Source organism: Arthrobacter sp. Soil_C_49 (assembly GCF_057656635.1).
On record NZ_JBDGJZ010000014.1, the window covers coordinates 124,293 to 142,847 of the forward strand.

General features: G+C 66.9%; 17 protein-coding genes. 6 read left to right on the plus strand and 11 right to left on the minus strand.

From position 1 onward, the window contains the following. The first annotated feature begins 96 nt into the window (after positions 1 to 96). From AC3A4Z_RS18985 to AC3A4Z_RS19000, 4 genes are all read left to right on the plus strand, one after another. The gene (locus AC3A4Z_RS18985; protein ID WP_498713328.1) at positions 97 to 1,314 is read left to right on the plus strand and encodes an MFS transporter; all 1,218 of its coding nucleotides are present in this window, start codon (positions 97 to 99) and stop codon (positions 1,312 to 1,314) included. Between the two features lie 46 nt (positions 1,315 to 1,360). Further along, positions 1,361 to 2,323, plus strand: coding sequence for a LysR family transcriptional regulator (locus AC3A4Z_RS18990; RefSeq protein ID WP_498713330.1), 963 nt, complete (start codon positions 1,361 to 1,363; stop codon positions 2,321 to 2,323). 95 nt (positions 2,324 to 2,418) lie between these two features. Continuing rightward, entirely contained in the window at positions 2,419 to 2,982 is a 564-nt protein-coding gene (locus AC3A4Z_RS18995; RefSeq protein WP_142062252.1) for a DoxX family protein, read from the plus strand. A gap of 124 nt (positions 2,983 to 3,106) precedes the next feature. Next, positions 3,107 to 3,889 (plus strand): SDR family NAD(P)-dependent oxidoreductase, encoded by a 783-nt coding sequence (locus tag AC3A4Z_RS19000; RefSeq protein WP_498713332.1) that lies wholly within the window; start codon positions 3,107 to 3,109, stop codon positions 3,887 to 3,889. Positions 3,890 to 3,897: 8 nt separating this feature from the next. Here AC3A4Z_RS19000 and AC3A4Z_RS19005 read toward each other — a convergent pair whose 3' ends face one another. The 9 genes from AC3A4Z_RS19005 to AC3A4Z_RS19045 all read right to left on the minus strand — a co-directional run bounded on the left by AC3A4Z_RS19005 (position 3,898) and on the right by AC3A4Z_RS19045 (position 13,267). Further along, positions 3,898 to 4,674, minus strand: a complete 777-nt coding sequence (locus AC3A4Z_RS19005) for an SDR family NAD(P)-dependent oxidoreductase (RefSeq protein WP_498713334.1) — start codon at positions 4,672 to 4,674, stop codon at positions 3,898 to 3,900. 1 nt (position 4,675) lies between these two features. Further along, positions 4,676 to 5,674 (minus strand): fumarylacetoacetate hydrolase family protein, encoded by a 999-nt coding sequence (locus tag AC3A4Z_RS19010; protein WP_498713336.1) that lies wholly within the window; start codon positions 5,672 to 5,674, stop codon positions 4,676 to 4,678. 11 nt (positions 5,675 to 5,685) lie between these two features. Then, complete coding sequence (locus AC3A4Z_RS19015) at positions 5,686 to 6,759, minus strand: amidohydrolase family protein (protein WP_498713338.1); 1,074 nt, start codon at positions 6,757 to 6,759, stop codon at positions 5,686 to 5,688. After that, positions 6,756 to 7,880, minus strand: a complete 1,125-nt coding sequence (locus AC3A4Z_RS19020; RefSeq protein ID WP_498713340.1) for an FAD-dependent monooxygenase — start codon at positions 7,878 to 7,880, stop codon at positions 6,756 to 6,758. Before AC3A4Z_RS19020 ends, AC3A4Z_RS19015 begins: the two co-directional genes overlap by 4 nt. 59 nt (positions 7,881 to 7,939) lie before the next feature. Next, positions 7,940 to 8,974 (minus strand): cyclase family protein, encoded by a 1,035-nt coding sequence (locus AC3A4Z_RS19025; RefSeq protein WP_498713342.1) that lies wholly within the window; start codon positions 8,972 to 8,974, stop codon positions 7,940 to 7,942. Beyond that, positions 8,971 to 9,930 (minus strand): fumarylacetoacetate hydrolase family protein, encoded by a 960-nt coding sequence (locus AC3A4Z_RS19030; RefSeq protein WP_498713344.1) that lies wholly within the window; start codon positions 9,928 to 9,930, stop codon positions 8,971 to 8,973. The genes AC3A4Z_RS19025 and AC3A4Z_RS19030 overlap by 4 nt, the downstream gene beginning before the upstream one ends. Before the next feature lie 6 nt (positions 9,931 to 9,936). After that, positions 9,937 to 10,956 carry a VOC family protein gene (locus AC3A4Z_RS19035; RefSeq protein ID WP_498713346.1) on the minus strand — a complete coding sequence of 340 codons (1,020 nt, stop codon included), beginning with the start codon at positions 10,954 to 10,956 and terminating at the stop codon, positions 9,937 to 9,939. Positions 10,957 to 11,208: 252 nt separating this feature from the next. Then, positions 11,209 to 12,393 carry an ABC transporter substrate-binding protein gene (locus AC3A4Z_RS19040; protein ID WP_498713348.1) on the minus strand — a complete coding sequence of 395 codons (1,185 nt, stop codon included), beginning with the start codon at positions 12,391 to 12,393 and terminating at the stop codon, positions 11,209 to 11,211. A gap of 178 nt (positions 12,394 to 12,571) precedes the next feature. Further along, positions 12,572 to 13,267, minus strand: coding sequence for a DUF2306 domain-containing protein (locus tag AC3A4Z_RS19045; RefSeq protein ID WP_498713350.1), 696 nt, complete (start codon positions 13,265 to 13,267; stop codon positions 12,572 to 12,574). A 157-nt stretch (positions 13,268 to 13,424) separates the two neighbouring features. Between AC3A4Z_RS19045 and AC3A4Z_RS19050 the strand changes: the two genes are divergently transcribed. Then, positions 13,425 to 14,138: a TetR/AcrR family transcriptional regulator C-terminal domain-containing protein gene (locus tag AC3A4Z_RS19050; RefSeq protein ID WP_493971076.1), complete on the plus strand. Its 714-nt coding sequence runs from the start codon at positions 13,425 to 13,427 to the stop codon at positions 14,136 to 14,138. A 101-nt stretch (positions 14,139 to 14,239) separates the two neighbouring features. Here AC3A4Z_RS19050 and AC3A4Z_RS19055 read toward each other — a convergent pair whose 3' ends face one another. Together AC3A4Z_RS19055 and AC3A4Z_RS19060 are read right to left on the minus strand one after the other, a co-directional pair. Next, on the minus strand, positions 14,240 to 15,199 hold the full coding sequence (locus AC3A4Z_RS19055) for a polysaccharide deacetylase family protein (protein ID WP_498713352.1): 960 nt from the start codon (positions 15,197 to 15,199) through the stop codon (positions 14,240 to 14,242). Between the two features lie 39 nt (positions 15,200 to 15,238). Continuing rightward, a complete protein-coding gene (locus AC3A4Z_RS19060) occupies positions 15,239 to 16,756 on the minus strand; it encodes a purine-cytosine permease family protein (protein WP_498713354.1) in 1,518 nt (505 codons plus the stop codon). A 110-nt stretch (positions 16,757 to 16,866) separates the two neighbouring features. Between AC3A4Z_RS19060 and AC3A4Z_RS19065 the strand changes: the two genes are divergently transcribed. Continuing rightward, a complete protein-coding gene (locus AC3A4Z_RS19065) occupies positions 16,867 to 18,438 on the plus strand; it encodes a PucR family transcriptional regulator (RefSeq protein ID WP_498713356.1) in 1,572 nt (523 codons plus the stop codon). The last annotated feature ends 117 nt before the right edge of the window (positions 18,439 to 18,555 follow it).

Here is an 18,555-nt window from a genome sequence, read left to right on the forward strand (position 1 = left end):
CGATAGCCCAGGTATTGCCACAGTGAGGGAAGTCACTTTTCGGTGCCCCAGCGGTCCCGTTCCCTCCGTGACCATCAAGAGGCTAAGGAAGATTCAATGGAGAATATTCAGCTCGCGGGTACCGCCCGGAATGGGACCCCCGGCCTGGCGGAGACGCGCCGGGCCGGGCGGTTCCAGGCTGCCCTGCTTGTTGCCGGCAGCTGCATGCCGGTGCTGGGCGCCGTTCTGCTCGCGCCCATCCTGCCGACGTTAAGCCAGGTGTTTGCGGGCACACCCGGCGTGGCCATCCTGGTACCGCTCACCCTGACACTGCCGGCGCTGTTCGTGGCCCTCTTCTCGCCACTGGCCGGCTTTGTTGCGGACAGGGTGGGCCGGAAGCAGCTCCTGGTCTTCGCCATGCTGGCCTACGCCGCCTTCGGGACGGCGCCGCTGTGGCTCACCAGCCTGGAGTCCATCGCCGTGTCCCGTGTCGGCGTCGGGATAGCGGAAGCCGCCATTATGACGTGCTGCACCACGCTCCTCACGGACTATTACCAGGGCGAACAGCGGAACAAGTACCTGGGCCTGCAAACCATGGTCAGCGCCCTCGCCGCCACCGCATTCTTTGCCCTCGGAGGTGCCCTGGGCAGCATCAGCTGGCGGACGCCGTTCTGGCTCTACGCGGCCAGCGCCGTGATCGTCATCCCTATGATCTTTAAGCTGTGGGAGCCGGCGCGGAGCCAGCGCACGACGGCGGTGCGCACCCCGGTGCCGTGGCGGCAGATCGGCGCCCCGGCCGCAGTCACGCTGTTCGGGGGCATCGTGTTCTACGCCCTCATCGTCCACCTGCCGTATGTCATCACCGGCCTCGGCGTTGCCGACGCGGCACTCATCGGCCTCGCCGCAGCCATCGCATCCCTGGCCACGGCAGCTGGCGCCATCTCCTTCCGGTTCCTGGCGAAGCTGGGCACGAAGAACCTGTTGGCGCTCGCCTTCGGGCTGGCCGCCGTCGGACTCTCACTCGTTTCCGTCGCAGGGAATGTTCCGCTGGCGATTGCCGGTGCTGTTATTGCCAGCGCGGGAACCGGTGTCCTGCTGCCCACCCTCCTGACCTGGGCCGTCAACGGCCTCGAATACCAGCAGCGCGGCCGCGGCACCGGCATCTGGACCGGAACCTTGTTCATCGGCCAGTTCCTGACACCCATCGTCCTCGGCGCGGCCGCGGCGGGGCTCGGGAGCCTCGGGTTTGCCCTGGGCGCCTTGGGCATCGCGTGCGCCGTGGCCCTCCTCGCCGTCCTGGTCCGGGGACCGCGCACGGTGGCAGTCAGCCATTAGCCAGCCCCTGGAAGGGCGGAACTCCGGGCACGGATAACCTGTGGGTATGAAGAACCTGGACCTGAACCTGCTGCCCCAACTTCAGGTACTCCTGGAACTGCGCAACATCTCCAGGGCGGCGGAGCGGCTCCAGCTCAGCCAGCCGGCCACCAGCGCGGCGATGGCCAGGCTCCGGCGCCATTTCGACGACGAGCTGCTGGTCCGCAACGGCCGCACCTATGACCTCACGCCCTTTGCCCAGTCGTTGGTCCCGCTGGTTGATGAAGCCATGCTTCACATCCAGCGGGCCACGCGCGTGCGGTCCGGGTTCGACGCCTCCACGAGCGAGCGGGAGTTCATCATCGCCGCCTCGGACTACGCTGCCGCGCTCATCGTGGGACCGCTGCGCGGGATCCTGCGGGAAGAAGCGCCGGGCGTGTCCGTGGACTTCGTCCCCACCGCAGGCTCCGGGATCCAGGGGCAGATGGCCGACTACTCCAAGATCGACCTGCTGGTGGGACCCACGGGGTACCAGATGCAGGGAGCCAGCAAGCAGCTCTTCCGTGACAGCTTTGTGGCCGTGGCCGACGCCGGCAACCCCCTGCTCCAGCAGCCCCGCCTGACCCTTGAGGACCTGACCGCGGTGCCGCACGCCGTCGGCTATTTCGGCGAGGGCATCAGCACCCCGGCGGACAAGCTGTTTGAGTCCCGCGGCATCCAGCGCCGGGTGGCTGCCGTGGTGGCAGGCTTCCTCTCCCTGCCGCTCCTGGTCGAAGGCACGGACCTTGTGGCACTCGTCCCGCGGATGCTGGCCGGACGGGCACAGCGCGGCGCGGACATCGCGGTGCTGGAGTTCTCCGGCGGAACCGAAGCGTCACTGGTGGAGGCGATGTACTGGCACCCGTCCCAGGCGGAGGACCCGGCGAGCGTGTGGCTGCGGTCAGTGGTCCAGCGCTCCTGCGCCCGGCTTCATGAGCTCTTCCCCGTCAGCGCCCACCCCGTGACAATCCACGCGGTGGACGCCACCTAAGCCAGGCTTGTTTTCTCCCCTGTGACGGGAGGTTGCGCAGCCGTAGACTCGTGCTGAAACGAGCCGTGCCGCGACTCAACCCAAGGAGGACTGTTATGAGCAATGTAACCACCAGCCCTGAGGCGGCGGCCGCCGCGCAGACCCTGTTCCGGGTGGCACTGGGAGGAGTGCTCGTGGCTCACGGATCCCAAAAACTCTTCGGCTGGTTCGGCGGGGGAGGCGTCGAAGGCACCAGTAAGGGCATGCACGCCATGGGGTTTCGCCCCGCTAAAACAAGCGCCGTCCTGGCGGGCGTAGGTGAAGCAGGAGCCGGGCTGGCCCTGGCCCTCGGACTGGCCACCCCTGCCGCCGGTGCCGCTGCCGCAACCACCATGGGCGTCGCAGCCAGCGTCCACGCCCCGAACGGCTTCTTCGCCCAGGAGGGCGGTCTCGAGTATCCCGCGGTGCTGGGCCTGGCAGCAGCGGCCTTCACTATTGGCGGTTCCGGGCCCTTCTCCCTGGATGCGCTCACCGGCCATGTGCTGGACCGGCCCTGGATGCGGATCACCGCTTTGGCCGCGATCCCCACCGCCATCGCCATCCAGGTTTCCCGCCGGCGCAAAGCCCTCGCCGCAGACGCTGCGGCCCCGGCCGCCGGCACTGCCGCGGAAGACGCCTGAGCCCGTGGCCCTGACTATCTGCGGGACTATCCGCGCGGCGGATACCACCTAGACCCAGGACGCCGTTCCCCTTCCCGCCCATCCCTGCGAAAGTCGAGGAAACACGTTTTCGGAAGGATCTCCCATGCCCGCTTCCAGCCAGCGCCTGGCCGGCAAGACCGCCGTCATCACCGGAACGGCCAGCGGCCAGGGCAGGGCGGCCGCGCTCGCCTTCGCCGCGGAAGGGGCCTTCGTGGTGGGCTGCGACATGGACGACGACGGCGCCGCGGCCACGGTTGCGGCGGTCACCGACGCGGGGGGCCGGATGAGCAGCAGCCGGGTTGATCTCACGGATAATACAACTGTGGCGGCCTGGGCTGCAGAGGTCGCCGCCGAGTACGGCCAGGTCCACATCCTGTACGCCAATGCCGCAGTCACGCGCTTCGCCCCGGTGGAGGAACTCACTTTCGATGACTGGAAGTGGAACATTGAACACGAGATGGACGTGGTGTTCCTGCCGGTCAAGTACTTCTGGCCGCAGCTGATCCAGGCCGTAAACAGTGCAATTGTCCTGGTGGGGTCCACGGCGGGGGTGACCGGCTCGATGACCAACTGCCGGCTGGCCCACACCGCCACCAAGGGGGCGGTGGTGGCCATGACCAAACAGCTGGCCGCCGAAGGTGCACCGCACGGACTGCGGGTTAACGCGGTCAGCCCGGGGATGATACGTACCGCGGCCACCGAGGGCAACCTCCTCGCTCCCGACCATCCGATGCGGACCATCGCCGGCAGCATTCCGCTGGGCCGGATCGGGGCGCCCGAAGAAGTGGCAAAGTGCGCCCTGTTCCTGGCATCTGACGAGGCCTCATATGTCACCGGCGCCAACTTGATGGTCGACGGCGGCTGGTCGGCCGTGCTGCCGGGCTAATTGTTTGGTTACCGCAGGGCGTCGGAGACCGACTTGGCTCCGCCGTGGGATGCCTGGCCGCCGTCTACCGGGATCTCGGCGCCCGTCACAAAGGAAGACAGCGGGCTGAGCAGGAAAAGCACGACGGCGGCCACCTCCTCCACAGTTCCAGTGCGTCCCAGTGGGGTTTCGGCCAGGGTGGCCTGCCGGAACTCCGGCTTGGCGCTCGCCGTCATGGGTGTTTCGATGAAGCCCGGATGGACGGTGTTGACCCGGATCCCGCGCGGGCCAAGTTCCATGGCTGCCACCTGGGACAACCCGCGCAGCGCCCACTTGCTCGCGGTGTAGGCCACCGGATAGTGCGCCGTCAGGCCTGCAACAGAGCCGACATTGACGACGGAAGCGCCGCTGCCCATCAAGGGTGCGAGCGACTGGATTCCCAACAGGCTGCCGGCAACGTTGACCTCGTAGACCTTCTGAAGGTCGGCAACTGATGCCTCCAGCAGCCGGCTTCTTTGGGTGATGCCGGCATTGTTGACCAGCCCGTCCACCTGCCAGCCTTGCGACCGGATCCAGGCAGCGAGTCCGGACCAGCCGGAGGCGTCGCCCACGTCCAGTTGCCGGTACACCAGGGCGCCAGCCGAAGCTGAAGACAAACCGGCCAGTCCGGCCGGCATATCCACTGCAAGGTCGGTTGCGATGACCCGCGCCCCGGCCTCCGCCAGCAGGCGTGCCTCGGCAGCTCCCTGGCCCTGGCCTGCGCCGGTGACCACCACCGTCCGGTCCTCGAGCTGAAGGGAAAGCACCCTAGATTCCGGAAGGAGCCGCAGCGGCAACGCGGTTGCGCGGACGGGTCCGGGCGGGAACCCGGGTCACGGCCTCGCGCCGGGCGCCCACGGTGTTCTCGATGGTTCCGATCCCTTCCACGGTCATCCGGACCACGTCGCCCGTCTTCAGCGGCGGGGGAGTTTGGGCGCCGTTCCGGCCCCAAAGCTCGGCAAGGCAGCCGCTGCCGCATGTGCCCGAACCCAGGACGTCGCCGGGCCGAACCACGGAGTCCTGCGAGGCGTAGGCCACCAGTTCGGCGAAGGGCCAGCCCATGTTGGAGAGCAGGTCCTGGCCGATGGTTTCCCCGTTGACTTCCACGGACATGGAGATTGGCAGGAACCCCTCGGCGTCGTGCCGGTCTTCGAACTCGTCCGCGGTGACGATCCAGGGCCCCAGGGTGTTGGAAAAGTCTTTGCCCTTGCACGGCCCCAGGCTGACTTTCATTTCCCGGCGCTGCAGGTCCCGCGCGGACCAGTCGTTCAGGATGGTGTAGCCGAAGATGTGCCGGTGTGCCTCGGCCGCGATCAGGTTACGGCCGTCGCTTCCGGGAACGCGTCCGACGACGGCAGCGACTTCCGTTTCAAAGTCCAGGTCGGTGCACCCCGCCGGGATGCCGATCACCTCGCCGGTGCCGGTCACCGTGTGCGGGTTGGTGAAGTAGAAGGTGGGCGCCTCGTACCATTCGGGCACTACGCCGGCCACACCGTCGATGCTTTTGCGGACTCCTTCCACGTGTTCCTCAAATGCCACAAAGTCCCGGATAGTGGCGGGCACCAGCGGGGCGAGCAGGCGGACATCCGCCAGCTGAACGGCAGCAGCGGAACCAATGACGCGGCGGGCAACATCCAGCGATTCCTCGAGTCCGGCGTCGAGCAGCGTCTGGACGGACTGGCCTGGAGGCAGGGCGTAGCAGGCGCCGTCATCAATGAAGCCGGACTGCGTCCCGCCGTCGTGATTCCAACGGGCAATCTTGACCATGTGCGTGTTCCTTAAGCGTTGCGTCGGGCGGCGAGTGTGGCCGCCGCGGTGATGCCCAGCGTGCGGGCGTTGCCGCCCAAAACCCGGGTTTCGTCGTCGGCTGGCAGTCTGGCGGCCTGCACCTCGTCCACGGGAAGGTCCGATCCCATGTCGAACGGGTAGTCCGAGCCGAGCAGCACCTGCTCCGGGCCGGCGGCGGCCACGAGAGCCCGCAGTTCAGCGGGGCTGTGGACGAGCGAGTCGAAGTACAGCTTCTTCAGGTAGGACGACGGCGGCTGGGCGCAGCCGTGTGCCTCGGGCCGGACCTTCCACGCGTGGTCGGAGCGGCCCAGGGTGGTGGGAAGGTAGCCGCCGCCGTGCGCTGCCACAACCTTGAGTTCCGGGTGCCGGTCCAGGACGCTGCTGAAGATCAAGTGGGACAGGGCCACCGCATTTTCGGCGGGCTGGGACACGGTGTTGGCCAGGTAGAAGCGGTCCAGCCGCTCATCCAGCGAGCAGCCGAACGGGTGCAGGAACACCAGGGCGCCCAGTTCCTCGGCCCGGCCCCAGAACGGCTCAAGCCGGGGATCGGACAGTTCCACGGTGCTGCGCTCCGGGTCGGTTGGGGTGGCGGCGAACGAGCCGATCTCCACACCCAGCAGCCCGCATTCGAGCACGGCATGCTCCAGTGCTTCCACCATCAGGGCAGGGTGCTGGAGCGGGACCAGGCCGAGGCCGTTGAGCCGGTCCGGCGCGCGGTCCACGAACTCCCGCACCGCCTGGTTGGCGGCCTTGGCCAGTTTGAGGGCCAGTTCCCCGCCGGCAAAGTAATAGAAGTGCGACGGCGACGGCGAGACCAGCTGCACGTCCACGCCCTGTGCGTCCATGTCAGCGAGCCGGCGGTCCAGGTCCGTCAGCTGCGGCCAGCGCTCCTTGATCATCCGGCCCGACGCGGCCATGGACTCCGGCCCGTTGCGCCGCACCTCCAGGGCCTGCTGGGCGCCGAAGCCCTCGGGATCCGCCTCGGCCACGAGCTGCTGCAGGGCCGGAAGCAGGATGTGGGCGTGGACATCCACGGTGGGCGCTTGAACAGGTTCGGTGCTCATGCGGGTTCCTTCAGCATGGTGGACAGCGAGTTCATCAGGCCGGGCACGTTGGCGTCGCGGACGCCGTCGAGCATCCACTGGCCCAGCTGGACGGAGGCGTTGACCACTGCCTTGGCCCGGTCCAGCCGGCGGTCGGTGAATTCCTTCCACAGCGTTTCGGTGAGGTCGTCAGCCTGGATCAGCAGCTCGGCCAGCACAGCCGCATCCTCCAGTGCCATGGCTGCACCCTGCGCCACCGTGGGCGGGCAGCTGTGGGCGGCGTCGCCGATGATCACGGTCCTGCCGCGGTTCCATGGGCCGTCCACCAGGTGCGTGGTGAACCACGTGTAGTTGATGCGCGCGCTGTGGTCCAGGTTGGCGCGGATTTCCTTCCACGGGCCGCCGTAGGCTGCGGCGAGTTCGGCCATGATGCGGGGCCCGTCCTCGTGCTTGCGCTCCTGGGCCTTCTCCACCAAGTAGGCGTAGATGGTGTCCGGGCCGGTGGGGCAGTAGCCGGCGACGAAGCAGGGGCCGCCGTAGGTCAGGTCGGTGCGGACCACCTCGTCGGGCCGCTCCACGAAGGCGCGCCAGATGCCCATACCGGTGGGCTGGGGTTCCACCTCGATGCCGATGGCCTTGCGCACGGCTGAGTGCAGGCCGTCGGCACCGATCAGGAGGTCGTAAGTGGCGCTGCCGCCGTCGGCGGTGCTTACGGTGACGGATCCGCCGTCGTCCGTTATTCCGGTGACGGTCCTGCCGTAGCTGATCCGGGCACCGGCCTGCTCGGCGCGATCGCGGAGGATGGCGGTGAGGTCCGGGCGGTACATACCCATGGTTGCGGGAAGGTCCTCGCCGCCGGTACGGATGTCCTCGAGGACCGCGATGACGGTGCCGGCAGGGTCCGAGGCGCGCAGGCCCAGGGTGCTGAACCCGTAGCCCTTTGCCTCCACCTGGTCCCAGACGCCGAGCTGGCGGAGCACCCGCAGGGCGTTGCCCTGCAGGGTGATGCCGGACCCGAGGGTCTGCGGGGCGTCCGCCTTTTCGAGGATTTCGACCCGGATTCCGGCGTCGGCCAGGAGGATGGCTGCGGCCAGCCCAGCGGCTCCCGCCCCAACGATTCCGACGTTCTGTACTGCTGCCATCGCTGACTCCTTTGTATTGACGGCGATACTGCTGGTGGTTGTTGCTGTTTTAACTGAAGCTACCGGACGGCGATCGGGTTGACCGGCGATCCGACGGCCCCCGTGATCGGGAGCGGGGCTGCGGTGAGCAGGAAGTCGTACCTGCCGTCCGCCGCGCACGCCTCGGCCAGTCCGTCCGGGTCCCACATCTCGCCCAGGAACAGGCCAAGGTTGGGGATCGCGATCTGGTGCAGGGGCTGGAAGGCGGCGTCGAACTCGTTCGGACGGACCTCGAAACCCCAGGTGTCGGTGGCGATTCCGGCGATTTCGCTGCGGTGCAGCCAGGGCACGGCAGTAAAGGACAGCCCCGGAGCCGACCCGCCGGCGTAGTCGCCCCAGCCGTCGCGGCGGACCCTCGTGTACTGGCCGGTGCGGATTATCACGATGTCGCCCCGCCCCACGGTTGAGCTGGGGCCTTGCAGGTCGATGGTCCGCTGGAGGTGTTCCGGGGTGATCGCGAATCCGTCCGGCAGTTCGCCGTCGTTCCTTCCCAGTTCGGGACCGAGCGCCCGGCCGACGTCGAGCAGCACGCCCCGGGTGACGATCTTGGCCGCAGCGGTCTCGATGCCGGTTACCAGGTCGCCCTCGGAGGTGACCACGTCCCCGGCGGCGCGGCCGTTCCATGCCTTGCCCTGGTCGAAGATGTGGCCCAGGCCGTCCCACTGGGTGGAACACTGCAGCGGCATGGCGATGACATCGTCCGCTCCGCCGAAGCCGTGCGGGAAGCCCTGGTTGCCGCGCTCGGCGTCCACTCCGGTGTCCGTCATGGTGTGGACGGGGTTGGTGCGGCGGCGCCAGCCCTTTTGCGGGCCGTTGGTGTCGAACGGCTGGGACAGCGAGAACGCTTCGCCGGTCTTCACCAGTGCCGCGGCCTCGACGCGCTTGGCGGCGCCGATGAAGTTCAGCGTCCCCAGCACGTCGTCGGCTCCCCAGCGGCCCCAGTTGTTGTGCGCCGCGGCCATCGCGCGGATGCTGCCAAGCGGATCCTCACGCCGGATAACCGGGGAATCAGTTGATTCCCCGGCGCCGGTTCGTGCTGTGTCCTGGGTGGTCACGGCTTGCTGCTTTCGGTTGCTGCTTCGTCCTTGCAATGGATGAGCTGGGTGCCCAGGCCCGTGATGGTGCCTTCCATAATGTCCCCGTCCTGGAGCAGGCGGCCCCAGTGCTGGCCGTTGCCGGCCGGGCTGCCGGTCAGGACCAGGTCGCCCGGCCGCAGCGGCATGTTCTGCGAAGCTTCGCTGACCAGCTTGGCCACCCCGAAGATCATGTCTGAGGTGGACTCGTCCTGCATGGCCTTGCCGTTGAGCTTCAGCGTCACCTGGACGTCCTGGGGGTCGCCGAAGAACTTGGCCGGGACCAGCAGCGGGCCGGTGGGCAGGAAGCCGGGGGCGTTTTTGGCGCGGTACCAGTCCGAGCCGATGGCGGGCATGTCCTTGCGGAAGACGTATTCGCGGGTGGTGATGTCGTTGACCATGGTGTAGCCGAACACGTATTCCAGGGCTTCCTCGGGGGTGACCCGGAATGCGGTTTTGCCGATCACCGCTGCCAGTTCCAGCTCCCAGTCGTGCGACTTGGAGTAGGACGGCAGGGTGAGGTCGTCCGTGGCAGAGGCGATCGCCGTCGGGAGGCCGATGAAGAAGTACGGCGTGCCCTGGCCCGCGCGCTTGTCCATCATGGCGGCGGTCTTGGCGCGCACTTCCTCCTCGTCCTGGCCCGGTTCGCGGTGGGCGGCGGCGAGGTCGATGACGTGCTTGCGGTAGTTCGCGCCGGTCTGCAGGACCTGCGCGGGCTCCACGGGAGCAAGGATTTCGACGTCGGCCAGGGCCAGGCCGGTGTCCTTGCCCGCGGAGGCGGCGAGGCTGTCCAACTGGGGTTCGGTGGTGTCCCAGTGCTCGATCAGGGAGTTGATGTCCCCGTCCAGCGGCAGGACGCGGTCCTGGACCAGCAGGCCGGCGCGGGCCTTGGCGTCGCCGGCCTCCTGGAACCGGATGAGTGCATAGGTTTCAGCCATGGTGTCTTAGCCCCGGCCCTGCTTGGCGTACGGGTTCAGGAGGGCTTCCTTCATCTCGGGCGAAGCGCCTTCCTCGGTGGCCGTGAAGCCTTCGGCCGGGGGGAAGGATTCGGTCATGGAGTGCGGCATGGCGCCGTTCTTGTAGAAGTTGTTGGAACCGAGCGAGGGCTTCCAGGTGTTGGCGTCCCAGTCCGGGACGTAGTTGCGGTAGCCGCCGGAGTTCAGCTCCACGCGCAGGCCGGAGGGGTCGCGGAAGTAGAGGAAGTTCTGCTCGCCCACCCCGTGGATGGAGGGGCCGTATTCCATTGGGGTGCCGTTTTCCATCATGACATCGGCGGTGCGGAGCAGGTCCTCGGTGGCGTCCACCCAGAAGGCGATGTGGTTGACGCGGCCGGCACGGCTGGAGGTGTCCAGGACAACGCCGAGGTCGTGGGACTTTTCGTTGGTGGTCAGGACGGAGAACACGGTGATGGGTGCTTCGTCCAGGTCCACGAACGCCATGACGCGGAAACCGAGGGCCTCGTTGTACCACTTGGCGAAGCCGCGGACATCGGAGGACGCAACGGTGACGTGGTCAAGGAAGCGGGGGGCGGCGGCGTGGCTGCTGCGGCGCTCCGGGCGGTCCGGATAGGTGGACTCGAAGCCGGGCTCGGCCACGAACTTTTCCACGTCATAGAAGAGGCGCATGTGGTGGCCGTAGGGGCCGGTGAATTCGTAGGCCTTGCCGTAGCCGTGACCGCCGGCGGTCCAGGTGCCCTGCACGCCGGTCGCTTCGATGCGCTGGGCTGCGGCTTCGAGGGCTGCCTGGGAGTTGGTCCGCCAGGCCATCCGGCCCAGGGACGCTTCAGGGCCTTCGGTGATCACCAGGCTGTAGCGGTAGTAGTCGCCCCAGCAGCGCAGGTAGACGTTGCCGTCCACGCGGTCGATGATGCGCATGCCGAACTTTTCCTCGTAGAACCGTGCCGAGGCTTCGACGTCCGGGGCGGTGATCTCGAGGTGGGCAAGATGGGAGAGGGGAGTTTCCACGTTGAAGTCCTTTTGGTTACTGGCTGCTGTCGGTTTGGTGCAGGTCCTGTAACTACTGTGAGGCACTTCATATATTTGGGGAAGGCGAGTTTTTCGATATCAACTATCCGTCCCGCTGATACCTTCCGGCTGCGACGCTCTCTCACTTAATGCGCTTAAATGACCAACGCTCGCTCACTTTCTCCAAGAAAGTGAGCGAGCGTTGGCCAAAATGGCGCATCAAGTGAGAGAGCGTCCCGGATGGCGCCGGTGTTACTCCTTGCCGAGCTTTGCGGCCGAAGTCTTCTCGCCGGACACGCTGTTGAGCTGCCGAAGGTCGAAGATGCCGTTGATGTCCGCCTGCTTGGTGGTGCCGGCAGTCACGCCGTCCGCCAGGAGCTTCTGGTAGGTTCCGGCCAACGGATCCACGGTGAACACGATGTTCTTCAGCGACCGGTCGATCACGTCTGCCTTCAGTTCGGCGCCGGCAGCTTCCTTCAGTGCGGCATTGATGACAGTTGCCTTCTCGCCGGCTTCAGCCTTGTTCAACCACTCAACCGACTTCACGTGGCCCTTCAGCAGTGCCTTGACGGTGTCCGGGTGGTCCGCGGCGAACTTCTGGTTCACGATCAGGATGGTGGTGGGGAACTCGCCCGGCTTGCCGGACAGCGAGCCGTCCCACAGGTCCTTTTCGTCCACCAGCACCTTGGCTCCGGCGGTGAGCACCAGACGGGAGGCCCAGGGCTCAGGCAGCCACGCGCCGTCGAGCTTACCGTCCTGGAACAGCTTGAGGGTCTGCGCGTTTTCGGTGGGGTTGATGGCGACGTCGCCGCTGCCGTCCACATTGGTCTTGTAGCCCTGCGCGGTAAGCCAGGCGCGGAGGGCCACGTCCTGCGTGCCGCCGAGCTGCGGCGAAGCGAGGGTCTTGCCCTTGAGGTCTGCCGCCGAGTTGATCTCCGGCTTGACCACCAGCTGGGCGCCGCCGGCCGCAGCGCCGGCGATGATGTTGATCGACTCCCCGCCGCTCTTGACGAACGAGTTGATGGCCGGGTTGGGCCCGATGTAGGTGGCGTCGATGGCGCCGGCGTTCAGTGCTTCGATGGCGGCGGGACCGGCGTTGAACACCTGGGTGGTCAGTTTGGTGTCGCCGAGTTCGTCGGCGATGTAGCCCTGGCTGACGCCCACCAGGGCGGGGGCGTGGGTGACGTTGCCGAAGTAGCCGAGCTTCAGTTCGGCGGCGGGGTTGCCGGAAGGTGCGGTTTCCTCGGCGGCGGCGGGAGCGCCGCTGCCGTTGTTCACGCTGGCGGCGACGGCCGCGCCGCCACCCACCAGGGCGAGGAGGACGGCGGCGATGCCGATCTTCTGCCCAAGCGGACGCTTGGGGCGGGTCGACTGACCGGCCACGATGCGGGTGGAGCCTTCGTGGCTCTCCGGGCTCTTGTTCGAGGGGTCTGACATGGGGGATTCCTTTGCTGGGGCGGGTGCTGAAATGAGAGTACGGAGCACCCGCCGGCGCCACAATCAATCCCGTAGCGGGCGTTCACGAAGCGTCGCGAACGCTCAACAGGACGTAGCCCGGCGTTACGTAACGTCTCGGGAAGACACAAACAAAGGGTGTACGACGGCGGATCGCGGCTTAGTTGGCGGGGGAGGCTTGGCGCGGCAGAAGGAAGCGCCTGCGGATGCAGTATTCCGCCACGGCAAGGTTGATGACCCAAGCGGCACCCATGAGCAGGGCCCTCATGGTTGTACCCGGCGGGGTGGAGAGGAGTTCAGGCACGATGAGGATCAGGGCCTGCGTTCCGGCGCCAAGGCCAATGGCGTAGGCGCGGGTCATCCAGGCCCCGTGCTGCCGGAAGTCGCGGCGCAGCACGGCGCGAAGCCCGAGGGCGAGGCTGACGGCCATGGCGGCGCCGAAAACGAGCCGAACAACAAGCAGCAGTGGACCGTCGGTTGGCGGCAGGGTGTAGAAAACCGTCATCCAGAGGCCGGAGAGTGCTGCGAGCAGGCCCGCGGGCAAGAGGATTCGCCCGGCGATGCGGTGCCATCTGCGCTTGCGCTCGCGAAGAGACGGCACGAACTGGAATGCCCCGAGAAGGGAGTACACGGTGACACTGACGATGTGGACCACCACCGGCACCGGGGAGTCGAAGAACCTGGCGTTGCGCTCCGTCACTGCCCCTCCGCCAGTCAGTTCGGTAAGCCGGGCGGCGCCGGCAATCACCGGTATGAGGCTGAGGAAGATCAGGCCGGCTGGAACAAGCCACTCCCGCCGGCGTGGGCGGCTGACGGCCGGTGCGTCCGTCTTGGAGCTTTGATCTGTAGTGTGCATTGTCCTGCTCCTCTGATGCCAACCGGCTTGTCCACGGGGGCGGACCGGAAAAGTCGCCCTGGGTGGAATGGTGTACGGCGTACACCTGCTACAGCTAAAGATAGGTGTACGCCGTACACTGGTCAAGGGGTGCAAGGAGAGTGGAAGGATCAATGGCATGAGCAGTCAGGGCACCGCCCCGCGCGTGCGCCTCAACCGCGACCGGGTGCTGCAGGCCGCCGTCACGCTCGCTGACCGGATTGGCATCGGGCCGCTCAGCATGCGCAGGCTTGCGCAGGAGCTGGATGTGGTGCCGATGGCCCTCTACAAGCACGTCGCGAACAAGGAAGAGCTGCTCGACGGCATGGTCGATGTGATCATCACCGAGATCGATCCGCCCGCCACGGGCCTGGGTTGGAAGGATGTTGTCCGGGGCAGGATCCTTTCGGCCAGGAGTGTGCTTCAGCGTCATCAGTGGGCCCGGCAGGTCCTTGAAACGCGCACCAACAAAACACCTGGTGTCCTTGCCTACATGGACTCCTTCATCGGGATGTTCCTCGACGGCGGTTTCTCGGTGGATCTGACGCATCACGTGATGCACGCTATCGGCAGCCGGATGTGGGGCTTCACGCAGGAATTGTTCGACGAGCCGGCCAACCACAATGCTGCGGGCGCCGTGGGCGGGGACGATGCTGCCAGGCAAGCAATGTTCCAGGAGATGGCCGCCCGCTATCCCAACGTCCTGACCATCGCCACCGCTTCCGCCCACGATCCTGCCGGCGTCGTCGGGCAGGGGTGCGATGACCAGTTCGAATTCGAGTTCGCGCTGGACCTGCTGCTGGACGGAATCGGCAGGCTGCACGCCCAAGGGTGGACTTCGGTGCGGCCGTGAAGGCCTGCAGCAGCCAAAGGGGCTAGCGGCAGCATAAAAACGGTGGAGCGGCACCGCGACCGCAAGGGCATCAGTACCACTCCACCGTTGAAATGCAGGGTTCAGCTGCCCGCAGCCGCGAGCCGTTCCTGCTGAACCGCCGCCGGGGTGAACCGGGCTCCCGTATCGGGGAATGCCGGCACCTCGATCCGCGCGTGGGTGTGGACCTCCTGGACAGTCCTGCGCGTATGCTCGGCAATTTCCTCCATGGTGGCCACCCACATGCCGTCCATCCCCTTGACCCGCCCGATGAGCCGTTCCAGGGCCACGGCCTTGGAGGGCCGGCCGGAGATGAAGGGGTGGTTGGTGAGGACGAAGCAGCTGCCCTGGGCGTGGTGCGCCTCCGCCTCAAGGGTCCACATTTCCAGGACCTTCGCCGGGCTTTCGATCACGCCGCTCCCGGTCACGCCGGGGTAGAACGCGTACTGCTCCCAGTCATCCAGCGTCCAGTCCACGGGAATCTCCACGATGTCCCGGGAGTCGCCCGGGGCGACGCTGAAGCGGTAGGGGGCATCGCCGTCGAGCAGGCTGGAATCGTAGAGGAAACCGCGGTCCGCCAGCAGCCCGGCCGAGTGCCAGTTCAGCTCCCACCACGGCGCACGGTACCCCACCGGCTCCACACCGGCGGCCTTCGCCAGCGCCTCCAGCCCGCGGTCGAGGTAGCGGGCCTCCGTGTCGGCGTCGATGCCCTGCATGGGCTCGTGCAGGTAGCCGTGGTGCGCCACCTCGTGCCCTGCGTCCACAATTCGCCGGACGGTGTCCGGGTAGCACTCGGCCGTAAAGCCGGGAACAAAGAATGTGGCGCGGATGTCCTGGCGCTGGAGGATCTGCAGCAGCCGCGGAACCGCCACCTTGGGCCCGTAGGACTGGTGCGTCATCAGTGACATCCGGCGGGTGCTCTTGGGATCGTGGGCGATGGTGCACGACTCGGCGTCGACGTCGAACGTGAAGGACGCTGCCGCGCGCTTGCCCTCGGGCCAGGTGATGGGGTGGGCGGAGTCGGCGAATGCTTCAAGGGTCATGGTGGTCCTAGCGTTACGGGAAAGGGGAGAGCGGGAAGGTCAGAGTGCTGCCGGCGTACCGGGGGCGGAGGCTCCGGTCAGCTCGGCGGACGCCTGGGCTGCAGGGGCCGGGGCGTCGATGAATTTCCGGTGCATCTTCGGGCCCAGGATGGCGTAACTGGTGGCGCTGGCGAGGCCGCCGGCGAGCCAGGACAGATCCCAGCCGCCCAGGGCCACGGCGATGGGGCCCTGCATGGCGGGAACGAGCCCGTACATAAACAGCCAGGTGGCGAAGATGCCCACCAGGAGGGAGGTGACGCCCGCCCAATTGATGCCGGGGAGCCTGCGCGTGCCGACGCCGTCGAACAGCCTTTCCGGATTGCCGGGCCAGCGCTTGTCGATCCAGAAGTAGTGCACCAGCATCACGCCGCCCCAGGCGGCCACCCAGGCCACCAGGCCGATGAGCCAGGCGTCCAGCACTGCAGCGAAGTCCTCCTGGAAGATAAAGAAGACGACGGCGGCGAGCGAGAAGACGCCGACGAACAGGTTGAGCTTGCGGCGGCTGATGGTGATGTCCAGTGCCTGCGTGGCGACGGAGAAGGTGTAGATGTTCAGGATGTTGGTGGCGATGGGGCCATGGAGCACCATGAGGAGAACCGGCAGGGCGAGGACGCCGAAGTTCTGGACGATGAGCTTGCCGGGATCGATTTCGCCGCTGTTGGTGGCCAGGCTTGCGCCGAGTACGCCAAGCCAGACGACGGGGATGAACTGGCCCAGGACGGAGGCCAGGTAGACCTTCTTCTTGGGGACTTCGGTGCTGACGAACCGGGAGTAGTCGGCCGCGTAGGTGAACCAGGTGATGCCCCAGCCGATGCCGATGGCGGTCATCACGGCACTCATGGCGGCGATCCGCTCGGATCCTTCAAGGATGTTGCCTGCGGGGCCGGCGTAGCCCCAGTCGATCTTCATGCCGAACCAGGCCACGGCGGACATCACGGCGAGGATGATGATGGTGGGCGGGACCGTCCACTTTTCGAAGGCGGCGATGGCTTTGTAGCCGAACCAGGCGATGGCCACCTGCGCTGCCATGATGGCCGTGGCCACGCCGATCTTCCAGGCGTAGTTGTGGGCGGTTGGATCCACCCAGCCGAGGGTGCCGAACAGTGCCATGACCAGGTCCAGGATGATCCAGGTGTTGACCGCGCACCAGCCAATCACCAGGAGGGCCTGGATGGCTGCGGGAAGGTAGTTGCCCCGCCGGCCGAAGGCCGCCCGGGCGAGCACCATGCCGGTGGCGCCCGTCTTCTGGCCCAGCAGGACGAAGCAGCCGAAGAGCAGCATGCCGATCAGGTTGCCCAGCACCAGGACCGTCACGGTGTCCGCGAAACCCAACCCCAGGTGGATGCCGAGGGCGCCCAGTACCCAGTTGATCGGTGCAAGGTTTGCGCCGGCCCAGATCCAGAACTGGCCTGAAACCTTGTGCGTGCGCTGGGACTCGGGAATGGGCTGGAGCCAGGCTTCGACGTCTTCCGCGTGGGCGGACTGCTCGATTCCTGGGCTGGTGGATGGTTGCTGCATGGGGGCCTCTTCGTTGAGGGGGATGGGAGTTCTTCAAGATTATGTGTCGGGCACCACATCCACCATCTACAATATGTCTTGAACTTTTCCCTTCTACATGACGGAGTGTCATGCCAGTCCGCTTGGAAGATGTCCTGCGGCATCCCACCGTTATTGCCGCCGATCCTGTGGTCCGTGCCGGCGCGGGACTGGTTCCCCAGACCCAGCTCCGGTGGATCCACTCAAGCGAGGTCCTGGACATCGCCTCCCTCCTTGGCGGCGGGGAACTCCTGCTCACGGGCGGCCAGGCCCTTGCGGCTGCTTCCGATGAGCGCCGGACGGGCTACATCCGCGACCTTGCCGAGCGCGGGGTGGCCGCGCTGGCCGTCGAGACCGGAAGTGTGCTGCCATCTATTCCGTCCTCGATGATTGCCGCTGCTGAAGAGGCCGGCCTTCCGCTCATTGAGCTGCGCCGTGTGGTGCCCTTCGTCGCGGTGATGGAGGCAATCAACTCACAGCTGGTCAGCCAGTCCGCCGCCCAGCTGCAGCAGGCGGACCAGGCCAGCCATGCCATGGCGGTGGAGCTTGCCCACGGAAGCGGCCTTGACCGGATCCTGGGGGTGCTGGCAGCAGCTACGGGCTCTGAGGTGGTGCTGACCTCCACGGCCGGAGTGACGCTGGCGAGTGCCGAGCCGAACGGACACATGGATAATTCGGAACCTCCCGTCGTCGGGGAGGACGCGGGGGAGGCCGGAAAGACCATCCACATCGAGGTTCCTGTGCGCGGGATCCCGTCTGCCCGGTTGACGCTGTATGTCCGTGGCGACGCCGATGTGAACCTGGCGAGGATAGCCGGGAATCGGTCCGTGGACATTCTTGCCCTGGCACTGTTGCAGCGCATGCCCCCCGGACTGAAGGAGATGGCAGGGGCGGCCTTGATCCGGGCCATTGATTCCGGCAAGCAGAACTGGCGGCTGCAGGAGCTTGGTCCGGCGGCGGGCATTCCAGTCTCTGCCTGCGTGGTGGCCGTAGTTGTCCGCTCGCCGGCTTCCAAACAGCTCCGAAGGAATGTGGAGCACCTTCTGGATCCGCACGGGCAGCACGGCGCCAGCTATGCGGACAACGCGGAACTGCTGGCGCTCGGTGTCCTCCGCTCGGGGAACGTGCAGGATGAGCGGCAAAAGATTCTTGACGGCCTGCAGTCTCTGGAGGTGCCGGAGGGGACCGTCAGTGCAGTAGGTCCGGTGGCTTCGGGGATTGCCGCCGCCCCCTGGTCGCTCGCCGAGGCGCGGCTGACGCTGGAACTTGCTGCCGACGTCGGCCGGTCCAGGTCCTCGGCAAGTGCACCCGCGCAGGTGCTGGACGCGCAGGCATACGCCGTGGAACGGCTGGCGGTCCAGGCGATGGATGAGGCCCGGCGCCGCGACTTCGTCAGCCAGCAGTTGGCCGCTGTTCTTGCCCACGACGCCGAGCGGCACTACCAGCTGGTGGAGACGCTGCGGGTTTGGCTGGATTCCGGGTGCAATACTGCGCAGGCGGCGCGGGAGCTCCATCTGGAGCGCCAGTCCATGCACCAGCGGCTGCAGCGGATCTTCTCCCTGTGCGGCGGCGACCCACGCGGCACAGGCCGACTGGCGGCCCTGCACCTGGCGACCCGCCTCGCCACCCTCCCGGCTGCCCAGCCCGGACGCTCTCTCACTTAACGTGGGTTTTCCCGCAACGCTCTCTCACTTTCTTGAAGGAAGTGAACTGCTCCCCGGAAGTTGGACTGAGAAATTCAGTTTCGACTCCCGGGGAGCAGTTTTATGCGTGCACGTAGT

Coding starts and splice junctions, on each gene's coding strand:
- AC3A4Z_RS18985 (WP_498713328.1), top strand. CDS start 97: ATGGAGAATATTCAGCTCGCGGGTACCGCCCGGAATGGGACCCCCGGC.
- AC3A4Z_RS18990 (WP_498713330.1), top strand. CDS start 1,361: ATGAAGAACCTGGACCTGAACCTGCTGCCCCAACTTCAGGTACTCCTG.
- AC3A4Z_RS18995 (WP_142062252.1), top strand. CDS start 2,419: ATGAGCAATGTAACCACCAGCCCTGAGGCGGCGGCCGCCGCGCAGACC.
- AC3A4Z_RS19000 (WP_498713332.1), top strand. CDS start 3,107: ATGCCCGCTTCCAGCCAGCGCCTGGCCGGCAAGACCGCCGTCATCACC.
- AC3A4Z_RS19010 (WP_498713336.1), bottom strand. CDS start 5,674: ATGGTCAAGATTGCCCGTTGGAATCACGACGGCGGGACGCAGTCCGGC.
- AC3A4Z_RS19015 (WP_498713338.1), bottom strand. CDS start 6,759: ATGAGCACCGAACCTGTTCAAGCGCCCACCGTGGATGTCCACGCCCAC.
- AC3A4Z_RS19020 (WP_498713340.1), bottom strand. CDS start 7,880: ATGGCAGCAGTACAGAACGTCGGAATCGTTGGGGCGGGAGCCGCTGGG.
- AC3A4Z_RS19030 (WP_498713344.1), bottom strand. CDS start 9,930: ATGGCTGAAACCTATGCACTCATCCGGTTCCAGGAGGCCGGCGACGCC.
- AC3A4Z_RS19040 (WP_498713348.1), bottom strand. CDS start 12,393: ATGTCAGACCCCTCGAACAAGAGCCCGGAGAGCCACGAAGGCTCCACC.
- AC3A4Z_RS19045 (WP_498713350.1), bottom strand. CDS start 13,267: ATGCACACTACAGATCAAAGCTCCAAGACGGACGCACCGGCCGTCAGC.
- AC3A4Z_RS19050 (WP_493971076.1), top strand. CDS start 13,425: ATGAGCAGTCAGGGCACCGCCCCGCGCGTGCGCCTCAACCGCGACCGG.
- AC3A4Z_RS19055 (WP_498713352.1), bottom strand. CDS start 15,199: ATGACCCTTGAAGCATTCGCCGACTCCGCCCACCCCATCACCTGGCCC.
- AC3A4Z_RS19060 (WP_498713354.1), bottom strand. CDS start 16,756: ATGCAGCAACCATCCACCAGCCCAGGAATCGAGCAGTCCGCCCACGCG.
- AC3A4Z_RS19065 (WP_498713356.1), top strand. CDS start 16,867: ATGCCAGTCCGCTTGGAAGATGTCCTGCGGCATCCCACCGTTATTGCC.